Here is a 24,219-nt window from a genome sequence, read left to right as displayed (position 1 = left end):
AAATGATTTCCGACATTCAAATAAAATATGAACAACTGAGTGCCAAGCAAAAAGAAATATTTGCGGGCTATGGTTTACGTCAGGTCAAACACTTTGTGGAAATTAGCCTACCCAATATAGAAGCCGTTTTACCTGATGGCGCAAAGGTTCAAGGGATTAATGGTGAAGGTAAAGTTCAAGCCATTAATGCGCAGAATAACAAAACCTATCTCTGGATTTCGGATCTTCAGTGGCAAGAACGAGCAATTTCTACAGGCAAAGTTGATTTAAAAGAAGATTTAATTGCAGTCTGGAAAATATTTGGTTTAGATCAGTATGAGTTGATTGATTTAAGTCATGTGCATCGTGACTTTTTAAATGAACTTTCTGTCTGATCACATGCAGATTCATTTATTAGGCGTTGCTGTTTTATATGTGAATTAGGTCAAATTCTAAAAGCATAGTTTTATTATGCTTTATGTATTGGGATTTTGAATTTTATACAGAATATGCGGGTTCAAAGCGCTCTTTTCATTAAGATCTGGGTGAATAAATGATTTTACTTTCTTCATGCCTAAGCGTTTCATTAGCTTCTGAGATGGAAGATTTGAGTGAGCTGTAAAAGCCACTATTTCATGGAGTTTTAAATCCTGAAAGCCAAAATCTAAACTCGCCTGTGCTGCTTCAAAAGCAAAGCCTCTTCCCCAAGCTGAACGTTTTAAGCGCCATCCAATTTCAGTGCATGGTGAAAAATCATATTTTGTAGGTTGATGATGTAAGCCTGTGAATCCAATAAACTCTTGCGTTTCTTTTAACGCTAAAGCCCAAAATCCCCAACCTTGAGCATCAATAAAACTTTGGATCAGATTTGCTAATTCGTGACTTTCAGGTTGGGTCAGAATATTTGGAAAATAACGCATGACTTCACTGTCTCGCGACATCTCTGTAAAGGCTGTTAAATCGGATTTTTTCCAAGGTCTTAAGATGAGTCGATCGGTTAGGATTGATATACTCATTAGTAATTACCTGATTCAGATCTGATCCAGGGGTAATTGGAAACTTTGTTTAATAATTTGGCTAGGTAAGTCAGTCTTAACACTGGTAATCCCATTTTTCTTGGTCAAATGAGCCGATTGGAATTTTCGGTAACTTTCCAAATCAGCAACTACAACTTTGAGCATTGCATCACATTCACCTAAAATAATATAGCACTCCATCACTTGGGGAAGTTCTTTCATCGCCTCAATAAACGTGTCAATCGTTTCGGCATCCTGACCGACCAACCAAATTCTTGAAAATAAAATCAGTTGTAAACCAATTTTTTGTGGATCGACAATGGTGGTGTAATTCTGAATGACGTGAGCCTCTTCAAGTAATTTCACTCGTCTGAGACAAGATGAAGGAGAGAGTCCAATTTCTTTAGCAAGATCGTTATTCTGAATTCGACCATTTTTTTGCAAAAACCGAATGATACTTTTATCGATTCGATCTAATTTTACTGAAATTGATTTAGATATAATTTTCATAAATTAGAATTTAATTCGAAAAATAATTTTAATTATAAAATATTTTGAAATCCTATTTTACATATTTTCGCAGATACTATTTTTTCAATTTCAGTTGATTGAAAGGAAAAAGAAATGTCTGTGTACTTACTCTTTGCGCTCACAATCATTCCTCTAATTTTTACTCCTGGTCCAGATATGCTTTTTATCTTGTCGCAAGTTATGGGTAAAGGTACAAAGGCAGGCATTATGGCGACGCTAGGCGTATGTTCTGGATATTTAGTTCATTCGATCTTGGTTGCTTTGGGTATAGCAGCGATTATTGTTTCGTTTCCTGTGCTCTTTGAAACGATTCGTTGGCTGGGGATCGCTTATTTACTTTTTTTGGCACTGACATTAATTAAATCAGTATTTACTCAAAATGAAATTATCATTGAAAATAAGCAAACCTCCTCACCAATCACAAAAGGTTTTTTTACATCTTTACTGAATCCAAAAGGGATGTTGATTTACTTTGCAATTCTTCCGCAATTTATGGATAAATCTGGCAATACCATTGCACAGGGATTATTGCTGTCTTTTATTTTTATTAGCTTGTGTTTGATTATTTATAGTGGATTAAGTGTCGGATTGGCTAAATTGACTCAAAAGACTGCTATCGATGTGAAGAAGCAAAAATGGATTGATGGCGGTTCTGGTGCACTGTTGGCCGGAGCTGCCACATGGTTGATGATGAACTAATCTATTTCCTTCATAGCAAAATTGCGAATGAATTTAAAGGATATAAATTAAAACAGTACTTTAGTATAAAGTACTGTTTTAATTTTAGCCGATAAGGTATACATTGAGTTTAGAAAAAAGAAATGTATCTTTTATGCAAATAATTGATTGAAAATGTCACTAGATTTTATTTTTTCTATCCGAATTGACAGTCTGACTCTCAGGCGAAATGGGCGATTTATTCTCTTAACTAAGCTCAAACAACCTGAGAAAAAAGAAGAGAAAGATCAGAACTTTTGATGAACTAAATCAAATAAAAAAATATTAAAAATCAATATTTAAAATATAAATTAAAAATTTATAGATCTGAACTAATTATTCAACAATTGAAATCTTTGAACGCACCGTTCAACTAAAAATACGCTTTTTTACAACTCTTTTAGTAATTGTGACTTGACCGAAATGCCAAACGCATTGCAAGATAGGACACCTAAAAAATTTGCATGAAGAGTTACTATAACTTTTCTAAACTTTTACTTTTGTTATAACAGCCGAGGATTACATGAAGGCTCTTGTTGCTGTAAAACGTGTGGTTGATGCCAACGTTAAAGTTCGTGTTAAAGCGGACAATAGTGGGGTAGATCTTACTAACGTTAAAATGTCGATCAACCCATTCTGTGAAATCGCTGTTGAAGAAGCGGTTCGACTAAAAGAAAAAGGGACTGTGACTGAAATCGTTGTTGTTTCAATTGGTCCTAAAGAAGCTCAAGAACAAATTCGTTCTGCAATGGCTCTAGGTGCTGATCGTGGTATCTTGGTTGAAGCAAATGATATCGAATTGGGCGCTTTAGAAGTTGCTAAAATTCTAAAAGGTATTGTAGAACAAGAACAACCAGAATTAATTCTTCTTGGTAAACAAGCAATTGATGATGACTCTAACCAAGTGGGTCAGATGCTGGGTGCTTTACTTGGCGCTGGACAAGGTACATTCGCTTCAGTAGTTAAAGTTGAAGGTACGAAAGTACAAGTGACTCGTGAAATCGACGGTGGTTTACAAACTGTTGAATTAAACACTCCTGCAATTATCACAACAGATTTACGTTTGAATGAGCCACGTTATGCTGCTCTTCCAAACATCATGAAAGCGCGTAAAAAACCGCTGGATACTAAATCTCCTGCTGATTATGGCGTTTCTGCTTCAACTAAACTTAAAACAGTTAAAGTTGAGCCACCAGCAGAGCGTAAAGCTGGTGTACAAGTGAAATCTGTAGATGAGCTTGTTGAAAAACTTAAAAATGAAGCGAAAGTGATCTAATACAGAAGGATAAAAATCATGAGTATTTTAGTTATCGCTGAGCACGACAATAAAGCACTTAACGGTGCAACACTAAATGTTGTAGCTGCAGCACAAAAAATCGGTGGTGATATCACTGTATTGGTTGCTGGTTCAGGTGCACAAGCTGTAGCTGACCAAGCAGCTAAAGTTGCAGGGGTAAGCAAAGTATTACTTGCTGACAATGCTGTTTATGCGAACCAATTGGCTGAAAACGTTGCTGCACTTGTGGCCGATTTAGGCAAAGGTTATACACATATCCTTGCTGCATCGACTACAACCGGTAAAAACGTACTTCCGCGTGCTGCTGCATTACTTGATTCAAGTATGATTACAGACATCATTGCGGTTGACAGTGCTAAAACTTTCAAGCGTCCTATCTATGCGGGTAATGCGATTGCAACTGTAGAATCTGCTGAAGCAATCGTTATTGCTACAGTACGTGGTACTGCTTTTGATGGTGTTGCTGCTGAAGGCGGTTCTGCGACTGTCGAAGCTATTAGTGATGTTAAAGATGCTGGTATTTCTAAGTTTATTTCTGAAGAAATCGTGAAATCAGAACGTCCAGAATTAACAGCTGCGCGTATCGTGGTTTCAGGTGGTCGTGGTGTGGGTTCAGGTGAGAACTATCATACGGTACTTGATCCACTGGCTGACAAGTTGGGTGCTGCACAAGGTGCATCACGTGCTGCAGTGGATGCTGGTTTCGTACCAAACGACATGCAAGTGGGTCAAACAGGTAAAATTGTTGCTCCTGACTTGTATATCGCAGTAGGTATTTCTGGTGCAATTCAGCATTTGGCAGGTATGAAAGACTCTAAGGTGATCGTTGCGATCAATAAAGATGAAGAAGCGCCAATCAATGCAGTTGCTGACTACTGGTTAGTGGGTGATTTAAATACTGTTGTTCCTGAATTGGTTTCTAAAATCTAATTCTTTGGAATAACAGAAAGCCCTGTTATTTTGCAGGGCTTTTTTGTATTCTAAATATAATGAAGCCTAATGATAATTGTTATGTTATGTAATGTGAAGTAATTGATAAGATTGGGGAAATATGAATATTTAAGTATGTGGATAGCAGAATTGTTGTTCAATATAGTCTTAATAATCATAAATATACAACAGAGCATTCTGTTTTTAAGACATTATTTTTCTTATAGAAATACTCTGAAATATGATACTATTCGTCCTCATTTTTAAGCTTTACTCATTATTTAATCTATGAATGAGTGAGGGGTGACGATCTTGTTGTTAGATACGCGGCTGACTTGGCCTATTGCTTTTATCCTAATCTTAAGCTGTATATTCCCTGTAATAGAAGCATTTAATCTGTTAAGTTATCTAGCAATTTCAGTACGTTCCATTGAAAATATTCAAGCGATTCTTCTGCTGTCTTTTGCCATTTTCACTTTTGCATTTATGCGTCCTATTCAATTACAGAGTGGCCAAAAACAATTCTGGCTTTGGGCTGTGTGTTGGTGGTTACTGCTATTTGGTCGTAGTACCAGTTGGGGGCGTGATTATTTCCCGGAAGTCCCTAAAGGCTTTTTTAGAGCAATTTCGGTGGTACTCATAGGTTCAGTGTTATTTCCATTAATAAATGGTGTATTACGTCGTGAGATTGCACTCAAGTTTAAAACTGCATCTATTTCATTATGGGGTGTTGTTCTAGCTGTATCAGGTTTGATTATCTCGGATTCTATCGAACATGATCGGATGATCAGTGCTTTTTTTTTACATGATCAAGCACATAAAAATTTTGTAGAAGAGGTATTTGAGTTTCCTCTTATTTTGGGCTTGTTTATCGTCGCTTATGGTTTGATGGTGCAAGATAAGACAAAGTCGACCCAATAAAAAATATTGAATCATTTAAACCTCCGATAAAGGAGGTTTTTTTATAAATGGATGATCAATAATAATCAAATTTAGTGAATAATTTGATGAAAAATAAGGTCATTTCAAAAGCGATAAAAAAACTTAAAAATTTAAGAAAATTAACAAGATTAAGATCAATGATAAGACACAAGAAATTGACTTTTTGTGCTATAATATTTGGCTGAATTTTAGATTTTAACTCTTCATTTTTGGAGTTAATTTTTTACAAGATTGATATATAAAACGAGCGGTTTATTGCTGTTTGTAATAAGGAGTATGCATGAGCCTATCGGAAATTAAACCGATTGCCATTGAGGATGAGTTAAAGAGCTCATATCTCGACTATGCGATGAGTGTAATTGTTTCTCGTGCATTACCAGACGTGAGAGATGGCTTGAAGCCAGTTCACCGTCGTGTGTTATTTGCAATGCACGAGCTCGGCAATGACTATAACAAAGCTTATAAAAAATCTGCGCGTGTAGTCGGTGACGTTATCGGTAAATATCACCCACATGGTGATTCTGCGGTGTACGAAACAATTGTACGTATGGCTCAAGATTTTAGCTTGCGTTATCAATTGGTTGATGGTCAAGGTAACTTCGGTTCTGTCGATGGCGATAGTGCAGCAGCAATGCGTTATACCGAAGTTCGTATGCGTAAGTTAACCCATGAACTTTTAGCTGATCTTGAAAAAGATACCGTTGAGTGGGAAGACAACTACGATGGTTCTGAGCGTATTCCTCAGGTGATGCCTACACGTGTTCCTAACTTATTGGTGAATGGTGTAACGGGTATTGCAGTCGGTATGGCGACCAATATGGCGCCACACAACATGACTGAAGTTGTGAATGCGTGTTTGGCTTATGCAAATAATCCGAATATCAGTATCGAAGGGTTGATGGAACATATCTCTGGTCCAGATTTCCCGACTGGCGGTATTATTTATGGTAAATCAGGCATTGTAGATGCATACCGCACAGGTAAAGGTCGTCTGCATATCCGTGGTAAATATCATTTTGAAGAAGATCCAAAAAACGGTCGTACCACGATTGTCTTCACTGAAATCCCATATCAAGTCAACAAAGCAAAAACTATTGAGCGTATTGCTGAGTTAGTGAAAGAGAAAAAGCTTGAAGGTATTTCTGAGCTTCGTGATGAATCTGACAAAGATGGCATGCGTATTGCGATTGATTTAAAGCGTGGTGAAAACGCTGAAGTGATCGTGAATAATCTGTTCCAAAATACGCAGCTTGAAAACTCTTTCAGTATTAACATGGTTTGCCTAGACAATGGCCAACCGAAGTTAATGAATTTAAAAGATATCATTGCTGCGTTTATTCGTCATCGTCAAGAAGTCGTCACACGTCGTACCATGTACGAGCTACGCAAAGCACGTGAGCGTGGTCATATCTTAGAAGGTTTGACGGTTGCACTTGCAAATATCGATCAAATTATTGAAACCATCAAAACGTCTGCAAACCCTGCCGAAGCTCGCGAACGCTTACAAGCGGGTGAGTGGGCCGCGGGTGGTGTAACAGCTTTACTTGAAAAAGCAGGTTCTGTTTCAGTTCGTCCAGATGTGATCGAAGGCGAAGATCTTGCCAAACCATTTGGCTTTGATGGCAATATCTACCGTCTTTCACCAACGCAAGTGGGTGCGATTCTAGAATTACGTTTACATCGTTTAACGGGTCTTGAACAAGATAAGTTACACGCTGAATATTCTGATATCTTGGCACAAATCGCTGAGTACACAGCGATCTTGAATGACTTCAATTTATTGATGGATGTGATTAAAGAAGAGCTTGCTTTAATTCTTCAAAATTACGGCGATGCACGTAAAACATCGATTATTGAATCTCGTATTGATTTCTCCCGTGAAGATTTGATTCCAGAAGAGCAAATGGTTCTGACGGTTTCAAAAACTGGTTATGCGAAAACTCAACCACTGTCTGACTATGCTGCTCAGCGTCGTGGTGGTCGTGGTAAGTCTGCAACAAGCATGAAAGAAGATGATTACATTCAACATCTGATTGTAACGTCGAACCATGCGACAGTGCTTTGCTTTACCAATGTTGGTAAGGTTTATCGACTGAAAGTATATGAAGTGCCACAAGCATCTCGTGGCTCTAAAGGTCGCCCAATGGTGAACTTGCTACCATTGGATGAGAATGAAACCATTACAGCGATCTTGCCTGTCATTGATGCACCGAAAAAATTTAAAGATCGTTTAACAGATTTCAAAGCGTTTGTGAAAACCAATGCGGCGAAACTTCAAGAAAATGAAGTAATTAATGGTCATTTTGTAGAGCTTGAAGCGGCACTCAATGATTCAGAAGACGGTGCAGATGATATTTCGGAAGCATTGCGTACGCAGTTAAAACAGCTTGGTCTAGAACTTTCTACGACTGATCTTGATGACGACATTATCAATGACTTTGCTCAGCAAGCAGAAGCAGTTCGTAAGAACTTCTATGTGTTTATGGCGACTGAGTACGGCACGATCAAACGTGTTGAGTTAGAACAGTTCTCTAATGTTCGTTCTAACGGTTTACGTGCGATTGAATTGAATGGCGATGACACGTTGATTGGTGTTGCGATTACGGATGGTGAACAGCAAATTATGTTGTTCTCTAATGAAGGTAAAGCAATCCGCTTCGCTGAAACTGACGTACGCTCAATGGGTCGTTCTGCTAAAGGTGTACGTGGTATGCGTGTCACCATTGGTGCGGCAGCGTTACTTGAAGAAAATGATGATAACGACGTTGATTCTGATGATGAAGATGGTTCAGATTCAGCATTGATCAGCCGTATTGTGTCATTGGTGGTTGTGCCTGAAACAGGTGAAGTGCTGTGTGCTTCTGAAAATGGTTACGGTAAACGTACCCCTGTAGATGACTTCCCAACCAAGAAACGTGGCGGTAAAGGTGTGATCGCAATCAAAACTTCTGAGCGTAATGGTCAGTTGGTTGGTGCGGTAGCGATTGATGAAACCAAAGAATTGATGTTGATTTCTGATGGTGGAACTTTAGTCCGTACTCGTGCTTCTGAAGTAGCTCAAACCGGTCGTAACGCTCAAGGTGTTCGTCTAATCCGTCTAGGTAAAGAAGAATTGCTTGTGGGCGTGGTGTCAGTTGAAGCTGTGGAAGAAGAGGAGTTTGTAGAAGCTGTTGAGGGTGCAGAAGTTTCAACAGATTTAGTTGAAAATACTGAAGCACAGGAAGTGGATACAACGGATAATGATGAAAAGTCTACAGATGAATAATCTGTAGAAAATTAAAAAAAGGATGCTGAGGCGTCCTTTTTTTATATTTTTTATTAATTGGTTTAAAGCCGCATTATTGAGTAGAGATTTATTACCAGTATAGTTAAGTTCCATATATTGATTTTATGGAAGATGTATCTTTTATAAAATAAGAAATATAAAAAAGTTAAATTTTTATAATCCAAGGGTAAGCAATGAAAATGTTGAAGCAAATCCTACTGTCTGTCCTATTACTAGGATCACTAACAGCATGTTATAAGTCGGAATCGGCGACTGGTCATGAAGCTGTGGTTTCTAAAGATAAAGAAAGGGCTGCAAGCGCTGTCTATCGTGGCTTAATGTATGGAAAGCTTGAGCAAATCCAACCTTATGTGTCGGTTGATCTATATGAAATATTATCAACCGATTCAGCTCAACTAAAACAAATTCGAGCCACGATTCCTAAGCAAGAGATACTGGAAAAAGAAGTCTATGCAACCAAGTCGAAAATGAACTTACTTTTTTTTAAACATGAGCTATTAGAGGTGGTTTATCATTATAAGTATTCAGATAAAATAGTGGTCTATACGGTTCATTTTGATCATAAAACGTCGCAGATTGTTGAATTTACAATACAGAATACTCCTATGTTCGTAATTGAATAGAAATGGATCAAAGTCTATGTTAGATATTGAACGTAGTGTGATTAAAAATTTATCTATGATCTTAATTGAGTTTTTAACTATAAATAAAAATTTGCATTGAAATTATTGAAGCTTAAATTAATGCAAGCTATGGCGATCTATGATTAAATGCCATGATTTTACTGTGTTTCACTTTGAAAGGAAAAAACATGCGCGCGTACAACTTCTGTGCTGGTCCAGCTGCATTACCCACTGCCGTTTTAGAAAAAGCTCAAGCTGAAATGCTCGATTGGCAAGGCAAGGGACTTTCCATTATGGAAATGAGTCACCGTAGCAAAGACTATGTCGCTGTCGCAGAAAAAGCAGAAGCAGATTTACGTAAACTCATGAATATCCCTGAGAATTACAAAGTCCTGTTCTTACAAGGTGGGGCATCATTACAGTTCTCTGCGATTCCACTGAATTTGTTGGGTAAAAACAATAAAGCAGATTATATTCATACAGGGATTTGGTCTGAGAAAGCATTAAAAGAAGCACAGCGCTATGGCGACATCAATGTCGTTAAAGCAGGTACAACGATTGATGGTAAAAGTGCAATTACAGATCAAAGCACTTGGAATTTATCTGATGATGCAGCCTATGTACATTATGCAGATAATGAAACCATTGGAGGTCTTCAGTTTACTGAAATCCCAAAAACAGATAAACCATTGGTTGTAGATTTATCTTCAAGTATTTTATCTGCACCGATTGATGTAACAAAGTTTGGTTTAATCTATGCAGGTGCTCAAAAGAATATTGGTCCTGCAGGTTTAACATTGGTCATCATTCGTGATGATTTATTGGATCAAGCAAAGCCTGAAATTCCAAGCATTCTGAAATATGCAGACCAAGCAAAAAATGATTCTATGGTAAACACACCATCAACCTATGCATGGTATTTATCGGGTCTAGTATTCGAATGGTTGTTGGCGCAAGGTGGGGTAGAAGCAATTCATAAAGCGAATATCGCTAAAGCTGAATTGTTATATGGCTATATTGATTCTAGTGATTTCTATGCCAATCCAATTGCAGTAGAAAATCGTTCGATCATGAATGTGCCATTTACATTGGCGAAGCCTGAACTTGAAAAGCAATTCCTTCAAGAAGCTGAAGCACATCATTTGTTGAATTTAGCAGGTCATCGCTCTGTGGGTGGTATGCGTGCAAGTATTTATAATGCTGTACCTTTAGAGGGTGTTCAAGCGCTTGTAGACTTTATGGATGATTTTGCGAAACGTAATGCTTAAAATGCATCAATGATTTAAATGTTCCTATAAAAAGCCCTCATATTTGAGGGCTTTTTTGAATTCATCGATAGGAATCAAAACGATTTGATTAAAGTAAAACTAGAATGTTGGTAAAATGCCAGTCATGTGTAAAATTATCGCGGACAGAAACATACCTAAAACAAAAAAGCAAAAAGCACCCGTGTCCACTCGAAAACGAAGACTGCTATGTGAGATTAGAGTTGTTGATTGTTCCGGTATAATTTTCATTTAGGAGCCTAAATTCTAATTTATAGTTAAATCCTATTTATTTGATGTATTTTTAGCATAAATATTCGCCTGAATCCATATGTTTCCACGAATATATTGTCCAATTTCGAATTTTTTATATAAATTATCTTTAGTTGCGATTCGAATCAGGGTTGCAGGCTGATTTTCATCTAAAATCAAGGTCACATCGTAGAGTGTAAAGGTATCATTCATAAATGACATTTCGGTTTTGCCGACAACTTTACCCTGAAACCAAGCCTCATCTTCTAAGCCCATTGTTTCGCCGTACAGATAAGCCACCATCTTCGAAAAATCAACAGTCACAGGCTCTTTGTCGGCTTCAGTTGTAGGTTGCCATGCATCAATTTGTTCTTGCAAGTTGGAAGGTGCAACACCCTTATTTTCACTTAAAATTTCATTTAAAGCACGGTGATGTTTAATCGATGCAGGATCATCCACAATGATTTGTTCATGGTCAGAAACTTTTTCTAGTTCATAAGCCCAAGCATTGAGTTGAACTTTATATTCTTGGTCTTTCTCATATTGGTTGTGATTGACTGAATAAAGAGAATCAAAAGCATAGACGACACTATTAGGGCTCACCTGAAGTTGCAACACAGCTTGTGTATTGGACTTACACGTGATGATACGATCGATTTTAGCAGAAAGCGTATATGGGCTACTAAAAATAGGGAAAGCAGTCTTCACTGTTTTAGGCTTATTGCCTTCAACTTCGATCACTTGTGCAAATTGAACAGCGGATTGATTTGGGCCTTGGATCAACCAAGTGGATGGATCCATATCTGCTTCGTTTAAACACAGTCCCATTGGCATCACAGGAGCATCTAAAGCTAGACCTAACCATTTTGGAACTTCGGTTGCTGGGTTGTCTGTAAGTAAATTCCAGTGCTCTACGTGGCTTCCAAAGTTTTGATCTTCAATGGTAATGATATCTGGTCTATTTTGATTGTTCATATGCTCATTTTGATAGTGAGTGACTTATGACATTAATATCGTGGGTAAATGCTAGATTTCAAGTCCGAATATGTTTTTTTGTGATTTAAAGCAGAGATTTAGATGGATTTTTTTTTCAAGGCTAAAAAAAGAGCACTGAATGTGCTCTTTTTTTGTAAGACATTAGAATTTAAAGGTGATATCAGCGATGAACTGGCGACCGATTTCAGGGTGTGAAGTTCCATCACTCGCGGTAATCGTATTATTCTTATTCGTCACATTGTTAATGGTTAAACCCAAAATGCCTTCATATTGATTTTGAATTGCGAGCTTATAGCTGGCACGGATATCCCAGCTAAACGTACTTTTGTTTTCGTAAGGCATATAGGTGTCATAAGCATTACCATTGTCATCTTTGTAGCTGTCTTTATGTAAATAGCTATATTTTTTCATAACATCGTATGAACTTTTATAGCTTAGAAAGTTGCTGATAGTGAGCGGTAGATTGTTAAAGCCTAGATTCCATGTTGCACGCATAGTCCATGGAATATTGAAATTACTGGATGGAACATCTTCAGCATCAATCAACTTGCCGTCATACATGGCTTGTGTTGTACCATCAATAATACTGTTTGCATAAGTTTCAAAGTTGCGTGTAGATTGGGTATAGTCAGCAGCTAAGCTGAAGTGATGTAGTGAGCCTTTGAATTGTAGAGATTCGATATTTTTGATCGTGAAGGTATAAATATCTGATGCTGAGCGACCTGAATTGTCATAGGTTTTTGATCTCTGATTGGCGTTGCCTGTAATGTTAAAATTTGGTTCACTAACAGTCTGTTTCAGTTGATCTTTATTTTCACGGTTTACCCATTTCAGTCCTATATTTACATTTTGATATTCACCATTAATTCCAAAAACAATTTCATCAGAATGTGGTGTTTTTAAATTAGAGCGATAAGTTGCTGTTGCTCCTGTATAACTTGTATCTTTACCCCAGTTATTTGTCCATTGATTTAAAGCGTCTTTTTGACGGTTTTCACGGATTTGGTATTGATCAACCCGATCCATTAACTCATTCGAATATGAGTTTAGACCGTAGTAGCGATTCCAGCCTGTAAATAGCTGTAAGCGCCGCTCGCCTAACGGACGATAACTGAAACTACTACGAGGGGAAAAATTAGTATCTTTTGTAAGAGAGTCATAATCAGCACGTAAGCCTAGAGTTGTGCTTAGGTATGGATTAAATTTCATGCTATCTTCAAGGTAGAAGTGTAAGCGGTCTTGTGAAACATCAATCTCATGCGCGTAATATGCCGTGCGTTGATCAAAAATATTATTCTTTGTACTCGAGTCATCACAAGCGATCAGATCTATTTCATTTACACAGCTAGCACTATTTGTACGTCTGCTATAAACATAGGTGTTGTCCACACGCTGAGACTTAGCATCATAACGACCATACCCTGTACCTAATTTAATATTGTGTTGAATGAAAGCCGTATTAATGGGTTTAAATTCAGATTTTAATTGGTATTCAAATTTTTCCTCTTGCTGTTTTAAATGACCTAAATTGCCTTGTTGTTGAAATCCATTGAGCAGTGACCAGTCCTTTGCAGGTGACTTTGTCCAGTTGTAAGTGTTAAGTGCAGCTTTTCGCTCAGCTGTTTGGCTTTGAAAATTGAATTGCTGAGTCAACTTGAATAGATCAAATTGATTATCTAGTTTGATGTATATGCTTTGGCTATCTGAACGATGTGTGGAATCTGAATCTTTAATATTGGATTTAAAGTATTCACCATCATTTTCAAATAACTGCGCGCCAATTTTTAATGCAGTTTTGTCATCAGGGGTATACAAAAGCTCTAAGCCAGCATTACTGGAAGTACGATTTTGTTCAAAACTTGTTGGTTCTTTGAGCGTTGTTTTTAATGGAATATCTGAATTACGAAAAGAACCAAAAGCATTAAAACCTAAATGTTCCGAAACATTACCATAAATGTTTGCACTAATACCTTGTTTGGTAAAGAAAGGTTGGCTGTGTTCATCAGTAGATTCCTCAAACGTTGTCTGTTCTTCAGGGGTGGAAAAATTGATTTTAGACCAGTCATCAGAAGTATAGTCATAAGTAATACTACCGTGTATTTCTCCTACAGACGTCGTTGGTTTACAGGTTTCTGCAATGACCACACCGCCTGTAAACTCTCCATATTCTGCACTGACATTGCTATCCAGCAAGGTAATATTGCAGAGCAAGTCTGTATTCACTGAAACCGTTTGAGAGTTTCCAAATAGACTATTAGGGTCATTTGATTGTTGGGCACCAATAGGATTGATATTGTTATTGATGCTCATGCCATTGATAAGGATTTTATTTTCGTATGGCTGTGAACCATTAATGCTGATGTCACTCGCACTGAGCTTACCTTGTTGTAATCCGCTTCGTACATTGTGATCAAATTGCACATTTGGATTCACTTTTAAAAAATCCGTAATATTTTTCGAGCTATTCGGCGTGTTTTGTAGATCTTCTTTTGTATAAACAGTTTTACCCACTTCATTATTCTTATCTGCTTCAACCACAATGGTATTTAGACTGACTAAAGGATCGTCATTGTTGGTTTGAGTCTGGTTTTCGTTAGCAAATGCAGGCGTTGTTAATGTAGCAATGATGGCTAAACTTAATTGTGAGCGAACGAATGACATATTGGTTTAATAGATAATAATAACGAGATTGATTATCATTAAATAATTATAATTAATCAATAATAATGAGAATTATTTGCAATAGAAATAAACAATTAACTCATCGCTCTTGGGTATAAGAATAAAAAAAGATTTTTAGAGGGGAAGGGTAAAACGAGATTGGCGTCCCTACGGGGATTCGAACCCCGGTTACCGCCGTGAAAGGGCGATGTCCTAGGCCTCTAGACGATAGGGACGTTTAGAAGTAGCGGTATCTTATTGATCCGCTACCAAAGTGTCAAGCAGGTGAGGGCTGAGTTTGTTCAAAATATAGCAGAACAGTTCTGCAGTTTTCTGAGTGTCGTAAAGTGCAGAGTGTGCCTCTTTACCATCAAACTCAATTCCAGCTTGAATACATGATTTTGCTAACACAGTTTGACCAAACATCACCGCACTGAGAGTCACTGTATCGAATACAGAAAAACTATGGAAAGGGTTCTGATTTTTAGTCCCTGTACGTGCAATCGCTGCTTTTACAAAACCTAAATCGAAGTGTGCATTGTGACCAACAAGAACTGCATGTGTACATTCTTGTTGCTTACGAACTTCATTGATCGCTTTAAACATCCGCTTTAAGGCAGATTTTTCATCTTCAGCCATAGCAACACGCATAGGATTGAAAGGATCAATACCAATAAAGTCTAATGAGCGTCGATCAAGGTTTGCACCTTCAAAAGGATTAATATGTGCATGGTGAGCTTCACCTGGAACAAATTGACCTTCATCATTGTAAATAATCGGAATACATGCGATTTCAAGTAATGCATCAGTATCCGCATTAAAACCTGCAGTTTCTACATCAACAACGACTGGCAAAAAGCCACGAAATCGTTGTCCAATCACAGGTTGTTTTTCAGTTGTCACACCTTTCTCCAATGGATGGTTTTACCCGCATATAAAGGAATGATTTTCTCTCCATCCAGATAGTCGAAACTTTCAGGGATGATTTGATCTTCCTTCACAAGTGTAATGGTATTGGTATTACGAGGTAAACCGTAGAAGTCAGCACCAAAATGGCTTGCAAAACCTTCTAAACGTTCGATTTTGCCCACTTGATCAAATGCTTGTGCATAGAGTTCAATCGCTGTTGGTGCACTATAGCAACCTGCACATCCACATGCATTTTCTTTCGCATTTTTAGAATGCGGGGCACTATCAGTACCTAAGAAAAATTTAGGGTTGCCACTGGTTGCCACTTCAAGCAAAGTTTGTTGATGTGTTTGGCGTTTTAAAATCGGTAAGCAGTAAAAATGGGGCTTTACACCGCCAACCAGCATATCATTACGATTAAACAATAAATGCTGTGGAGTAATGGTTGCAGCAATATGGCGATCATGTTCTAACACAAAGTGAGCGGCTTCGCTTGTTGTGATGTGCTCAAGCACCAATTTTAATTTTGGAAATTGTTTAAGCAATGGCGCTAACACTTCATCAAGGAAACGTTTTTCACGATCAAAAATATCAACGTGATTATGGGTCACTTCACCATGCAGTAATAAGGGAACTTGATATGCTTCAAGTTGCTCAATTACGCTATACACTTTACGAATGTCGCTTACACCATTATCCGAGTTGGTGGTCGCACCAGCAGGATATAATTTGATTGCATTTACAAACTCAGAATCTTTTATTTTCTTGATTTCATCTGGTGAAGTTTGATCTGTAAAGTAAAGCACCATACGTGGATCAAATTGAACCCCTTCAGGCACATGTGCCATGATGCGTTCACGATAAGCATTTGCTTCTTCAACTGTTTTAACTGGGGGAACGGTATTCGGCATACAGATCGCACGGTGAAATTGTTGTGCAAGATCAGGAACAGTTCGTTTCAGTGCAAGCCCATCACGTAAGTGAGCATGCCAATCATCAGGTTGCAGCAGAGTAATCGTATTCAAGGCAATATACTGAAAAAAATAAATCAAATGATAATCGAATTCTCCCTAAATTGATAACCACAAAAATGAATAAAGCCCATTAATCATGCAGAACTAAAACCATATTTTTTAGAATGGTTTGCTTTCGTATGTTTTGTATTCAATTTGAGCTTGGATTAAATATGAGATGCTTGAATAGTACTGAATCGTAGTCAATTCTCGTTTACAAATAAATTGTTAGACTAGGTTTTATTAATCTTAATATAAGTGTGATATATGTCTCGTATGTTTAATGAGTTCATAAAATAATATTTTGATTTAATTGAATAAATGTTAATCTATATCTATAAGCAATCATAAAATATTAATGGAAAAGGAAAGTAGCTTCCTCGTACATTATTTAAAAATATGAAATTAGAATCAGACGTAGATCAGCTTCAAATTCAAAAAGCGAAGATAGAACAGCTGCTTGAGAATCAGAAGCTCAACATTAATTCCAAGTTTGATGCGGATTTCGAAGCACAGTTTTGGAAGGATCGTGAAGATCGTCTTGTTAAGATGATTGTTAGAGCAATTCGTCCAGCGATTATCATTTTTATTATTTTTGAGCTCATCAGTTTACCGCTTAATTATTTAACCACGACACCAGAACACCGTTTTCATGACGTTGGTTTGACCATGATTTCATATTCAGCGGGATGGATCGCGTTATTTACTATCTTTGCTATGGCTAAAAGACCAGCATGGAATAAATATTATGCACAAGTTGTCGCAAGTATTATTTGCTTTGGATTAACGATTGTCCAAAGTGTTTTGTTATCTACCCATGCATTATCAATGACTTGGCGTGGAACACTGATTATTGCTTTTGCAATCATGTTCGCCTATTTATGTTCTGGGCTGCGACCAAGAGTTACTTTTTTAGCATCAATCAGTGCAGGATTGTTGACTACTATTTTCTTAATATTGACTGGATTTGATTTACCAGCTTGGGTGGTTACGAATACTTTAATTTTATCGAATCTTGTAGGTTTGGCTTTAGCAACATTGACAATTTCTACTGAAAGAATTCGATTTTTACAATCGATTATTATTGATTACGATAAGCAAATTTATTCGAAATTAAATCAGCATTTTATTCTTTTAAGCCATCAAGATACTTTAACCTTATTAGGTAATCGACGTGGTTTTGAACAACAATTGAAAGCGTGTATTGATCATACCAAACTGACGAATTCGCCATTCGCCATTTTGTTCATCGATGTTGATTATTTCAAACTATATAACGATCTATATGGTCATGATCATGGTGATAATGCGTTAATTCGCGTTGCGCAAACTTTGCTTAGACACATTGATGAAGGTGATACTGCGATTCGTTATGGTGGTGAAGAATTTGTGGTTTTAATTAAAGACACAACCCATGATGAAGCAGAAGCCATTGCAAAAGATATATTGGAAGATGTTCGCAATCAAAAAATTGAGCATAAAAACTCATCAATTGCTGATTATCTAACGGTAAGTATCGGTCTGACTTTGTATAATGGTGAGGACGATGTCACTTATCCGGAAATACTTAAATTGGCAGATCAAGCACTGTACTTGGCGAAAAATGAAGGGCGAGATCGTTATCAAGTGCTTAAGATTAATAGTACTTCTGATTTGTATCAGACATCTTAAATTCACAATTAAAAATTATTACTCTGCGCTTATGTAGCTTATGTAATAGGATAAAGTTGTTTTTTGAGCATTAACAAAATATTTTTTAGCTTTATCAATGACAAGCTAATTACTCTTATTGGGTAGGTGTGTTGTTAAATTCACAAAATATTTTTAGTTGTTTTAACAATCAGTAATAAAAAACCGCTCAGTGAGCGGTTTTTTTGACTTTAAACAAACTTATTTGTTTTTGTCTTTCAACTGTGGAACAGCAGAACCTGTACCTACAGCCAATAAACCAGAGTTTGTATAAATACCTAGTTTTTGACGTGTATCAGTAATGTCCAAGTTACGCATGGTTAACTGACCAATACGATCCATTGGAGAGAACATTGAATCACCTTTTTCCATCGTTAAGCGTTCAGCTTCGTAGGTCAGGTTTTCAGATTCAGTGTTCATGATGGTGTAATCATTACCACGACGAAGTTCTAAAGTCACAGTACCTGTCACTGCTTTCGCAACCCAACGTTGAGCAGTTTCACGAAGCATTAGCGCTTGAGAATCGAACCAACGACCTTGGTAAAGTAAACGACCTAGACGTAAACCATTGATACGGTATTGTTCGATCGTATCTTCGTTATGAATACCTGTTACAAGGCGCTCATAAGCAATATGAAGAAGCGCCATACCCGGAGCTTCGTAAATACCACGAGATTTCGCTTCAATAATCCGGTTTTCGATTTGATCCGACATACCTAGACCATGACGACCACCGATACGGTTCGCTTCAAGAATGAACTCAACTGGATCTTCGATACGACGACCGTTGATTGCAACAGGGAAGCCTTCTTCAAAAGTAATTGATACTTCTTCAGCTTTAACTTCTACGTCATCTTTCCAGAACGCAACGCCCATGATTGGATCAACAATTTTGATGCCTGCATCAAGGTATTCAAGATCTTTGGCTTCATGCGTCGCACCCAACATGTTTGAATCTGTTGAATATGCTTTCTCTTTTGACATTTTGTAGTCAAAACCATTGTCGATCAGGAACTGTGACATTTCTGCACGGCCACCGAGTTCGTCAATAAACGTTTGGTCTAACCAAGGCTTATAAATTTTAAGCGCAGGGTTGGTCAATAAACCGTAACGGTAGAAACGTTCAATATCGTTTCCTTTATACGTAGAACCATCACCCCAGATATTTACATCATCTTCTTTCATTGCTGTAACAAGCATAGTACCTGTTACTGCACGACCTAATGGAGTCGTGTTGAAGTAAGGAACACCGCCAGTCGAGATGTGGAACGCGCCACATTGAATTGCAGCAATCCCTTCGAGCGCAAGCTGTAATCGGCAATCAACTAAGCGAGCTTTCACTGCGCCATACGCTTCCGCTTTTTTAGGAATCGCATCGTAGTCGTCTTCATCAGGCTGACCTAAGTTTGCTGTATAAGCATAAGGTTCTGCGCCTTTTTGTTTCATCCACAAAAGAGCAGCCGAAGTATCTAGACCACCAGAGAAGGCAATACCCACTTTTTTGCCAACTGGGACATTCTGCAAGATAGTTGCATTATCAGTCATTGTTAATCCTAATGATAGAAAATAGGTACCAAGAAAAGGTGACCTAGGAGAATACATATTTCTTTAATTGTAGCACTTTTGAATGCAGAATTTTTCTTTAAAAAGTCACTCTACTCAAAAATATTAGATCAAAGTCATGACTTTAATCGTTTCAGAAAATGTTAATTTAATAAAATAGGATGGTTCTTGAGTAGAAGAATCACTAGAAATTAGATTTAAAATGCTGAAAATACAGGAATTGAAGAAATAATGATTGAAGAATTACCTCCTAAAAACAAGGTATTGTCATGGTTGCACTATATCGTTGCGGTGGTTGTCGTTTTTGATGCGGTATATATTTTAAATTACAGCTTGGATTTATCTCAAGACAATTCGAGTTACTTGATTGGAAGTGTGGTCGGGAAGATCATTTTAGTGGCGCTACATGTAACCGCTGCCAAAACAGTGAAAAATGGTCGAACGAAAGATCGTATTTTTTCTCTATTTCTCACATTCTTTGTTTTGGCATCATTTCCAATTGGGACAATGATGGGCATCGTGATGCTATTTTTTATATTTAGATGGCAAGCTGAAACGACTAAATCGACAGTGGATGTTTGATAAGATTAAAAAGATTCATAACTCGTGTTTTGTGATTTGAAGCATTCAAGCTATTTCTTGATAGAGGAAATTGACTTTAGGGTCAGCAAAAAAAAAATTATCAGTCATCCAATATTTAAAAAAACACGTTAATATTTTATGCAACAAGTTGCAAAGCTTATAATTAAAGGACATGCCATGACAACTCGCTATGCAAATATATTAAAACCATTAGATTTAGGCTTCACGACCCTTAAAAACCGTATCGTGATGGGTTCAATGCATACAGGCTTAGAAGACCGCTTTTATAATTATCCAAAGTTAGCCGCTTATTTTGGGGAGCGTGCAAAAGGTGGGGTGGGCTTATTGATTACAGGCGGTATTTCACCTAACCGTTCTGGATGGCTGCTTCCTGCTGGCGGAACGATGAATACTTTGGGTGATGTGGCGCCGCATCGTTTAGTCACTCACGCTGTGCATAAGCATGGCGCCAAAATTCTGATGCAGATTTTGCATGCAGGGCGTTATGGATATCAACCATTTGTTGTTTCTTCAAGTCCAATTAAATCTCCAATTTCCCCGTTCAAACCTCGTCAAATGTCTGAAAAGCAAATTCTAAGTACGATTGATGATTATGCAAATACGGCGAGTATTGCTAAAAAGGCGGGATATGATGGCGTTGAAATTATGGGTTCGGAAGGCTACTTACTGAATCAGTTCTTAAGTCGCCATGTCAACCAACGAACAGACCGTTGGGGTGGGGATATTGAAAATCGTATGCGCTTTGCTGTCGAAATCGTAAAAGCGATCCGTGCAAAAGTTGGTGAAAAATTTATTATTTGCTTCCGGTTGTCGATGCTTGATCTTGTTCACGACGGTAATACCATGGATGAAGTGATTGTCGTTGCTAAAGCTTTAGAAAAAGCAGGTGTAACTTTACTGAACACGGGTATTGGTTGGCATGAAGCACGTATTCCTACGATTGTGACCTCTGTACCCCGTGCGGCATTTGTTGATTATACCGCTGAAGTTAAGAAGCATGTTTCAATTCCTGTGATTGCTTCAAACCGAATCAATATGCCAGATACCGCTGAAGAGATTTTGGCGACAGGCAAGGCTGATATGGTTCAAATGGCTCGTCCATTACTTGCTGATCCTTTTTGGGTGAATAAAGTTGCGACGAACCGTGTTGATGAAATTAATACGTGTATCGCATGTAACCAAGCCTGCTTAGACCACACCTTTAAAAATAAACGTGCAACGTGCTTGGTGAATCCGCAAGCCGCTTATGAGACCGAACTGGTCTACCTCAAAACGAAGAAACCTAAAAAAGTCGCTGTTGTTGGTGGTGGTGTCGCTGGGATGTCTGCTGCGACTGTGGCTGCAAGTCGAGGTCATCAGGTGACATTATTTGAAGCGAGTCACGAAGTCGGTGGTCAGTTCAATTTAGCCAAAGTTGTACCAGGTAAAGAAGAATTTCATGAAACTATTCGTTATTTCAAAGTTCAAATTGAAAAAACAGGCGTAGAGCTTCGTTTGAATACCAAAGTGAATCGTGAGCAACTTGAACGTGAAGGCTTTGAAGAAATTATTGTTGCAACAGGTGTTATTCCGCGTGCACTAAAAATTGATGGCAGTGATGCACCACAAGTGCTGTCCTATGCTGAAGTTTTACGTGGCGCACCAGTGGGTCAAAAGGTTGCTGTCATCGGTGCTGGAGGTATCGGGTTTGATGTCTCTGAGTACTTGCTTAAACCTGAACATCAACCACAACCGCAACCGTTAGAAGATTGGAAACGTGAGTGGGGAGTAGATCCTAATCCGAACTATTTGACTGAAGGTGGTTCTGTGCCTGCACAGGTAGATCATCCTGTACGCGAAATTTATCTACTGCAACGTAAAACCACACCTTTAGGTGCTGGCTTGGGTAAAACGTCGGGTTGGGTACATAGAGCACAATTGAAAAAGCATGCAGTACGCATGCTCCGTGGTGTCCAGTATAAAGCAGTAACGGATGAAGGTTTATGGATTGAGACGGATGGTCAAGCACAACTTTTACGTGTGGATACCGTTGTTGTATGTGCAGGTCAAGAGTCTGTAAAAGACATCATGCCTAGTGAAACAGATAAAACACTGGCAAAATTCCACATTATAGGTGGAGCAAAGCTGGCTGCTGAGCTTGATGCTAAACGTGCAATCCGTGATGGCGCTGAAATTGCAGCCAAAATTTAATGCTTTTGAGTGTTTTTGCTGAAACATTATGCAGTTAGATGCTTTAGTTGAATTTTTTACTTGTCATACTACGAAAAGCTTCGTATTATGGCGCACATGGAAGCGTGGCAGAGCGGTTTAATGCACCGGTCTTGAAAACCGACGAGGGCTTATACCCCTCCGTGAGTTCGAATCTCACCGCTTCCGCCAAATTCAAAAAGCCCCAATCGAAAGATTGGGGCTTTTTTATATTTTACTTATAATAAAAAATCTTATTTTTCATATTTAATGATCTGATTTTAAAAGATTTAATTAATTTTTTTTATAAATAGAATAAGTATATCTAATATTAATGGTTCAACATTTTTTCGATCATTTTTAGACTCATACTCTTAAGCATGGATAAAATAATTTTTAACCATAAGAAACTTAATAGAAATATAAAATGTTAGGGAGGTGTATTTGAATTGGATATATATACAGAGTGTTTTACCTCAGTTTTATACTGCTACGCTCACCACACTAAAGATCTCGATCATTGCGATTATCATTTCGATCATCGTGGGCTTAGTTTGTAGCCTGATTACGATTCATCGTGTTTTTATTTTGAGTAAAATCGTTGCCATTTACATCGAGCTTTCAAGAAATACCCCACTATTAATTCAGCTTTTCTTTCTGTATTACGGCTTACCTAAAATGGGTTTAAAAATTGATGGATTTACTTGTGGAATTATCGGATTAACTTTCTTGGGTGGAAGTTACATGGCAGAAGCATTCCGCGCCGGTTTACAGTCAGTTTCAACAGGACAGATTGATTCAGCCAAGAGCGTGGGTTTAAGCTCATTTCAGGTCTTTCGTTATGTCACTTTGCCACAAGCTTTGGCGTTGTCTATTCCTGCCATTGGCGCAAATTGTCTATTTCTGATTAAAGAAAGTTCAGTTTTAAGTGCCATTGCCATTGTTGAACTTTTATTTGTCACCAAAGACTTGATTGGTATGAATTATAAAACCACGGAAGCACTGTTTTTATTGATTTGTGCTTATCTCATTATTCTATTGCCTGTCTCGGCATTGACCCGTTATTTCGAGTATCGCAGCCGGAAGGTCAGCCATGGGACTTGATTTTCTATTTCAACCCAGCCATGTGCTCAGGCTGCTCTCTGGTTTATGGGTGACGATTCAAATTGCACTGATTTCGGTATTTCTGTCCGCCTTATTGGGCGCCGTTTTGGGTGTGATGATGACCTCAAAAAATGTGCTGATCAAAATCCTCTGTTTTATCTATTTAGAAACGATGCGCGTCATTCCGATTTTGGTTTTGCTGTTTGTTTTCTACTTTGGTTTTGCAACATGGTTGAATTGGCAATTTTCTGCATTTTGGGTCTGCATCTTTGTCTTTGTCCTCTGGGGAACCGCAGAAATGGGAGATCTCGTCAGAGCAGGGATTACTTCTATTGATCAACATCAACGTGATTCGGCTGCCGCATTAGGGTTGAGTACATTTCAAGTGCTTATTTTTGTCGTATTCCCACAAAGTTTAAAAAGAATAACACCAGGTGCGATCAACTTATTTACTCGAATGGTGAAAACCAGTTCTTTGGCGGTGTTAATTGGCGTGGTTGAAGTCTTAAAAGTGGGGCAACAAATTATTGAAAATTCGTTACTGGTTGTCTCGAACGCCTCACTTTGGATTTATGGCTTAATTTTCTGTATGTATTTTATCATTTGTTATCCCTTATCACTGTTATCGCGCCATTTAGAGAAAATTTGGGAATAGC

20 protein-coding genes and 2 tRNA genes are annotated in these 24,219 nt (G+C 37.9%); 14 read left to right on the top strand and 8 right to left on the bottom strand.

The genetic code is table 11. The features are described from left to right. Nucleotides 1-2: 2 nt before the first annotated feature. Nucleotides 3-374 (top strand): hypothetical protein, encoded by a 372-nt coding sequence (locus AC5YD2_RS03600; RefSeq protein WP_496125005.1) that lies wholly within the window; start codon nucleotides 3-5, stop codon nucleotides 372-374. Between the two features lie 81 nt (nucleotides 375-455). On the opposite strand, the gene AC5YD2_RS03595 is transcribed toward AC5YD2_RS03600, so the two are convergent. Continuing rightward, on the bottom strand, nucleotides 456-995 hold the full coding sequence (locus tag AC5YD2_RS03595) for a GNAT family N-acetyltransferase (RefSeq protein ID WP_496125004.1): 540 nt from the start codon (nucleotides 993-995) through the stop codon (nucleotides 456-458). A gap of 15 nt (nucleotides 996-1,010) precedes the next feature. Further along, nucleotides 1,011-1,505, bottom strand: coding sequence for an Lrp/AsnC family transcriptional regulator (locus tag AC5YD2_RS03590; protein WP_496125003.1), 495 nt, complete (start codon nucleotides 1,503-1,505; stop codon nucleotides 1,011-1,013). A gap of 114 nt (nucleotides 1,506-1,619) precedes the next feature. Between AC5YD2_RS03590 and AC5YD2_RS03585 the strand changes: the two genes are divergently transcribed. The 7 genes from AC5YD2_RS03585 (at nucleotide 1,620) to serC (ending at nucleotide 10,589) form a co-directional block, all read left to right on the top strand. Further along, a complete protein-coding gene (locus AC5YD2_RS03585; RefSeq protein ID WP_496125002.1) occupies nucleotides 1,620-2,225 on the top strand; it encodes a LysE family translocator in 606 nt (201 codons plus the stop codon). A 541-nt stretch (nucleotides 2,226-2,766) separates the two neighbouring features. Continuing rightward, nucleotides 2,767-3,519: an electron transfer flavoprotein subunit beta/FixA family protein gene (locus AC5YD2_RS03580; protein WP_496125001.1), complete on the top strand. Its 753-nt coding sequence runs from the start codon at nucleotides 2,767-2,769 to the stop codon at nucleotides 3,517-3,519. A gap of 18 nt (nucleotides 3,520-3,537) precedes the next feature. Continuing rightward, nucleotides 3,538-4,470 (top strand): electron transfer flavoprotein subunit alpha/FixB family protein, encoded by a 933-nt coding sequence (locus AC5YD2_RS03575; protein ID WP_496125000.1) that lies wholly within the window; start codon nucleotides 3,538-3,540, stop codon nucleotides 4,468-4,470. Between the two features lie 303 nt (nucleotides 4,471-4,773). Next, complete coding sequence (locus AC5YD2_RS03570; RefSeq protein WP_496124999.1) at nucleotides 4,774-5,391, top strand: hypothetical protein; 618 nt, start codon at nucleotides 4,774-4,776, stop codon at nucleotides 5,389-5,391. A 301-nt stretch (nucleotides 5,392-5,692) separates the two neighbouring features. Next, nucleotides 5,693-8,677, top strand: coding sequence for a DNA gyrase subunit A (gene gyrA, locus AC5YD2_RS03565; RefSeq protein WP_496124998.1), 2,985 nt, complete (start codon nucleotides 5,693-5,695; stop codon nucleotides 8,675-8,677). Nucleotides 8,678-8,871: 194 nt separating this feature from the next. Further along, nucleotides 8,872-9,321 carry a hypothetical protein gene (locus AC5YD2_RS03560; protein ID WP_496124997.1) on the top strand — a complete coding sequence of 150 codons (450 nt, stop codon included), beginning with the start codon at nucleotides 8,872-8,874 and terminating at the stop codon, nucleotides 9,319-9,321. 188 nt (nucleotides 9,322-9,509) lie between these two features. Further along, entirely contained in the window at nucleotides 9,510-10,589 is a 1,080-nt protein-coding gene (gene serC / locus AC5YD2_RS03555; RefSeq protein ID WP_496124996.1) for a 3-phosphoserine/phosphohydroxythreonine transaminase, read from the top strand. 282 nt (nucleotides 10,590-10,871) lie between these two features. Here serC and AC5YD2_RS03550 read toward each other — a convergent pair whose 3' ends face one another. The 5 genes from AC5YD2_RS03550 to pyrC form a co-directional block, all read right to left on the bottom strand. Further along, nucleotides 10,872-11,813 carry a hypothetical protein gene (locus tag AC5YD2_RS03550; protein WP_496124995.1) on the bottom strand — a complete coding sequence of 314 codons (942 nt, stop codon included), beginning with the start codon at nucleotides 11,811-11,813 and terminating at the stop codon, nucleotides 10,872-10,874. A 162-nt stretch (nucleotides 11,814-11,975) separates the two neighbouring features. After that, complete coding sequence (locus AC5YD2_RS03545) at nucleotides 11,976-14,495, bottom strand: TonB-dependent receptor domain-containing protein (RefSeq protein WP_496124994.1); 2,520 nt, start codon at nucleotides 14,493-14,495, stop codon at nucleotides 11,976-11,978. Between the two features lie 160 nt (nucleotides 14,496-14,655). Continuing rightward, a tRNA-Glu gene (locus AC5YD2_RS03540) sits at nucleotides 14,656-14,731 on the bottom strand. 19 nt (nucleotides 14,732-14,750) lie between these two features. Further along, on the bottom strand, nucleotides 14,751-15,410 hold the full coding sequence (rnt, locus tag AC5YD2_RS03535) for a ribonuclease T (RefSeq protein ID WP_496124993.1): 660 nt from the start codon (nucleotides 15,408-15,410) through the stop codon (nucleotides 14,751-14,753). Further along, on the bottom strand, nucleotides 15,395-16,429 hold the full coding sequence (gene pyrC / locus AC5YD2_RS03530) for a dihydroorotase (protein ID WP_496124992.1): 1,035 nt from the start codon (nucleotides 16,427-16,429) through the stop codon (nucleotides 15,395-15,397). Before pyrC ends, rnt begins: the two co-directional genes overlap by 16 nt. A 387-nt stretch (nucleotides 16,430-16,816) precedes the next feature. Between pyrC and AC5YD2_RS03525 the strand changes: the two genes are divergently transcribed. Next, complete coding sequence (locus AC5YD2_RS03525) at nucleotides 16,817-18,088, top strand: GGDEF domain-containing protein (protein WP_496124991.1); 1,272 nt, start codon at nucleotides 16,817-16,819, stop codon at nucleotides 18,086-18,088. Nucleotides 18,089-18,307: 219 nt separating this feature from the next. On the opposite strand, the gene argG is transcribed toward AC5YD2_RS03525, so the two are convergent. Beyond that, on the bottom strand, nucleotides 18,308-19,651 hold the full coding sequence (argG, locus tag AC5YD2_RS03520; RefSeq protein WP_496124990.1) for an argininosuccinate synthase: 1,344 nt from the start codon (nucleotides 19,649-19,651) through the stop codon (nucleotides 18,308-18,310). A 249-nt stretch (nucleotides 19,652-19,900) separates the two neighbouring features. Here argG and AC5YD2_RS03515 point away from each other — a divergent pair, with 249 nt between their 5' ends. The 5 genes from AC5YD2_RS03515 to AC5YD2_RS03495 all read left to right on the top strand — a co-directional run bounded on the left by AC5YD2_RS03515 (nucleotide 19,901) and on the right by AC5YD2_RS03495 (nucleotide 24,218). Beyond that, nucleotides 19,901-20,251 (top strand): hypothetical protein, encoded by a 351-nt coding sequence (locus AC5YD2_RS03515; RefSeq protein ID WP_496124989.1) that lies wholly within the window; start codon nucleotides 19,901-19,903, stop codon nucleotides 20,249-20,251. Nucleotides 20,252-20,428: 177 nt separating this feature from the next. Continuing rightward, the gene (locus tag AC5YD2_RS03510; RefSeq protein WP_496124988.1) at nucleotides 20,429-22,462 is read left to right on the top strand and encodes an FAD-dependent oxidoreductase; all 2,034 of its coding nucleotides are present in this window, start codon (nucleotides 20,429-20,431) and stop codon (nucleotides 22,460-22,462) included. Nucleotides 22,463-22,560: 98 nt separating this feature from the next. Continuing rightward, nucleotides 22,561-22,651: transfer RNA gene (locus AC5YD2_RS03505), tRNA-Ser, on the top strand. Between the two features lie 252 nt (nucleotides 22,652-22,903). Beyond that, nucleotides 22,904-23,563: an amino acid ABC transporter permease gene (locus AC5YD2_RS03500; protein WP_496124987.1), complete on the top strand. Its 660-nt coding sequence runs from the start codon at nucleotides 22,904-22,906 to the stop codon at nucleotides 23,561-23,563. Further along, nucleotides 23,553-24,218 (top strand): amino acid ABC transporter permease, encoded by a 666-nt coding sequence (locus tag AC5YD2_RS03495; RefSeq protein WP_496124986.1) that lies wholly within the window; start codon nucleotides 23,553-23,555, stop codon nucleotides 24,216-24,218. The genes AC5YD2_RS03500 and AC5YD2_RS03495 overlap by 11 nt, the downstream gene beginning before the upstream one ends. Nucleotide 24,219: the final 1 nt, after the last annotated feature.

This window comes from Acinetobacter sp. CY73, assembly GCF_059515865.1.
This window is presented reverse-complemented; position numbering and strand designations above follow the sequence as displayed.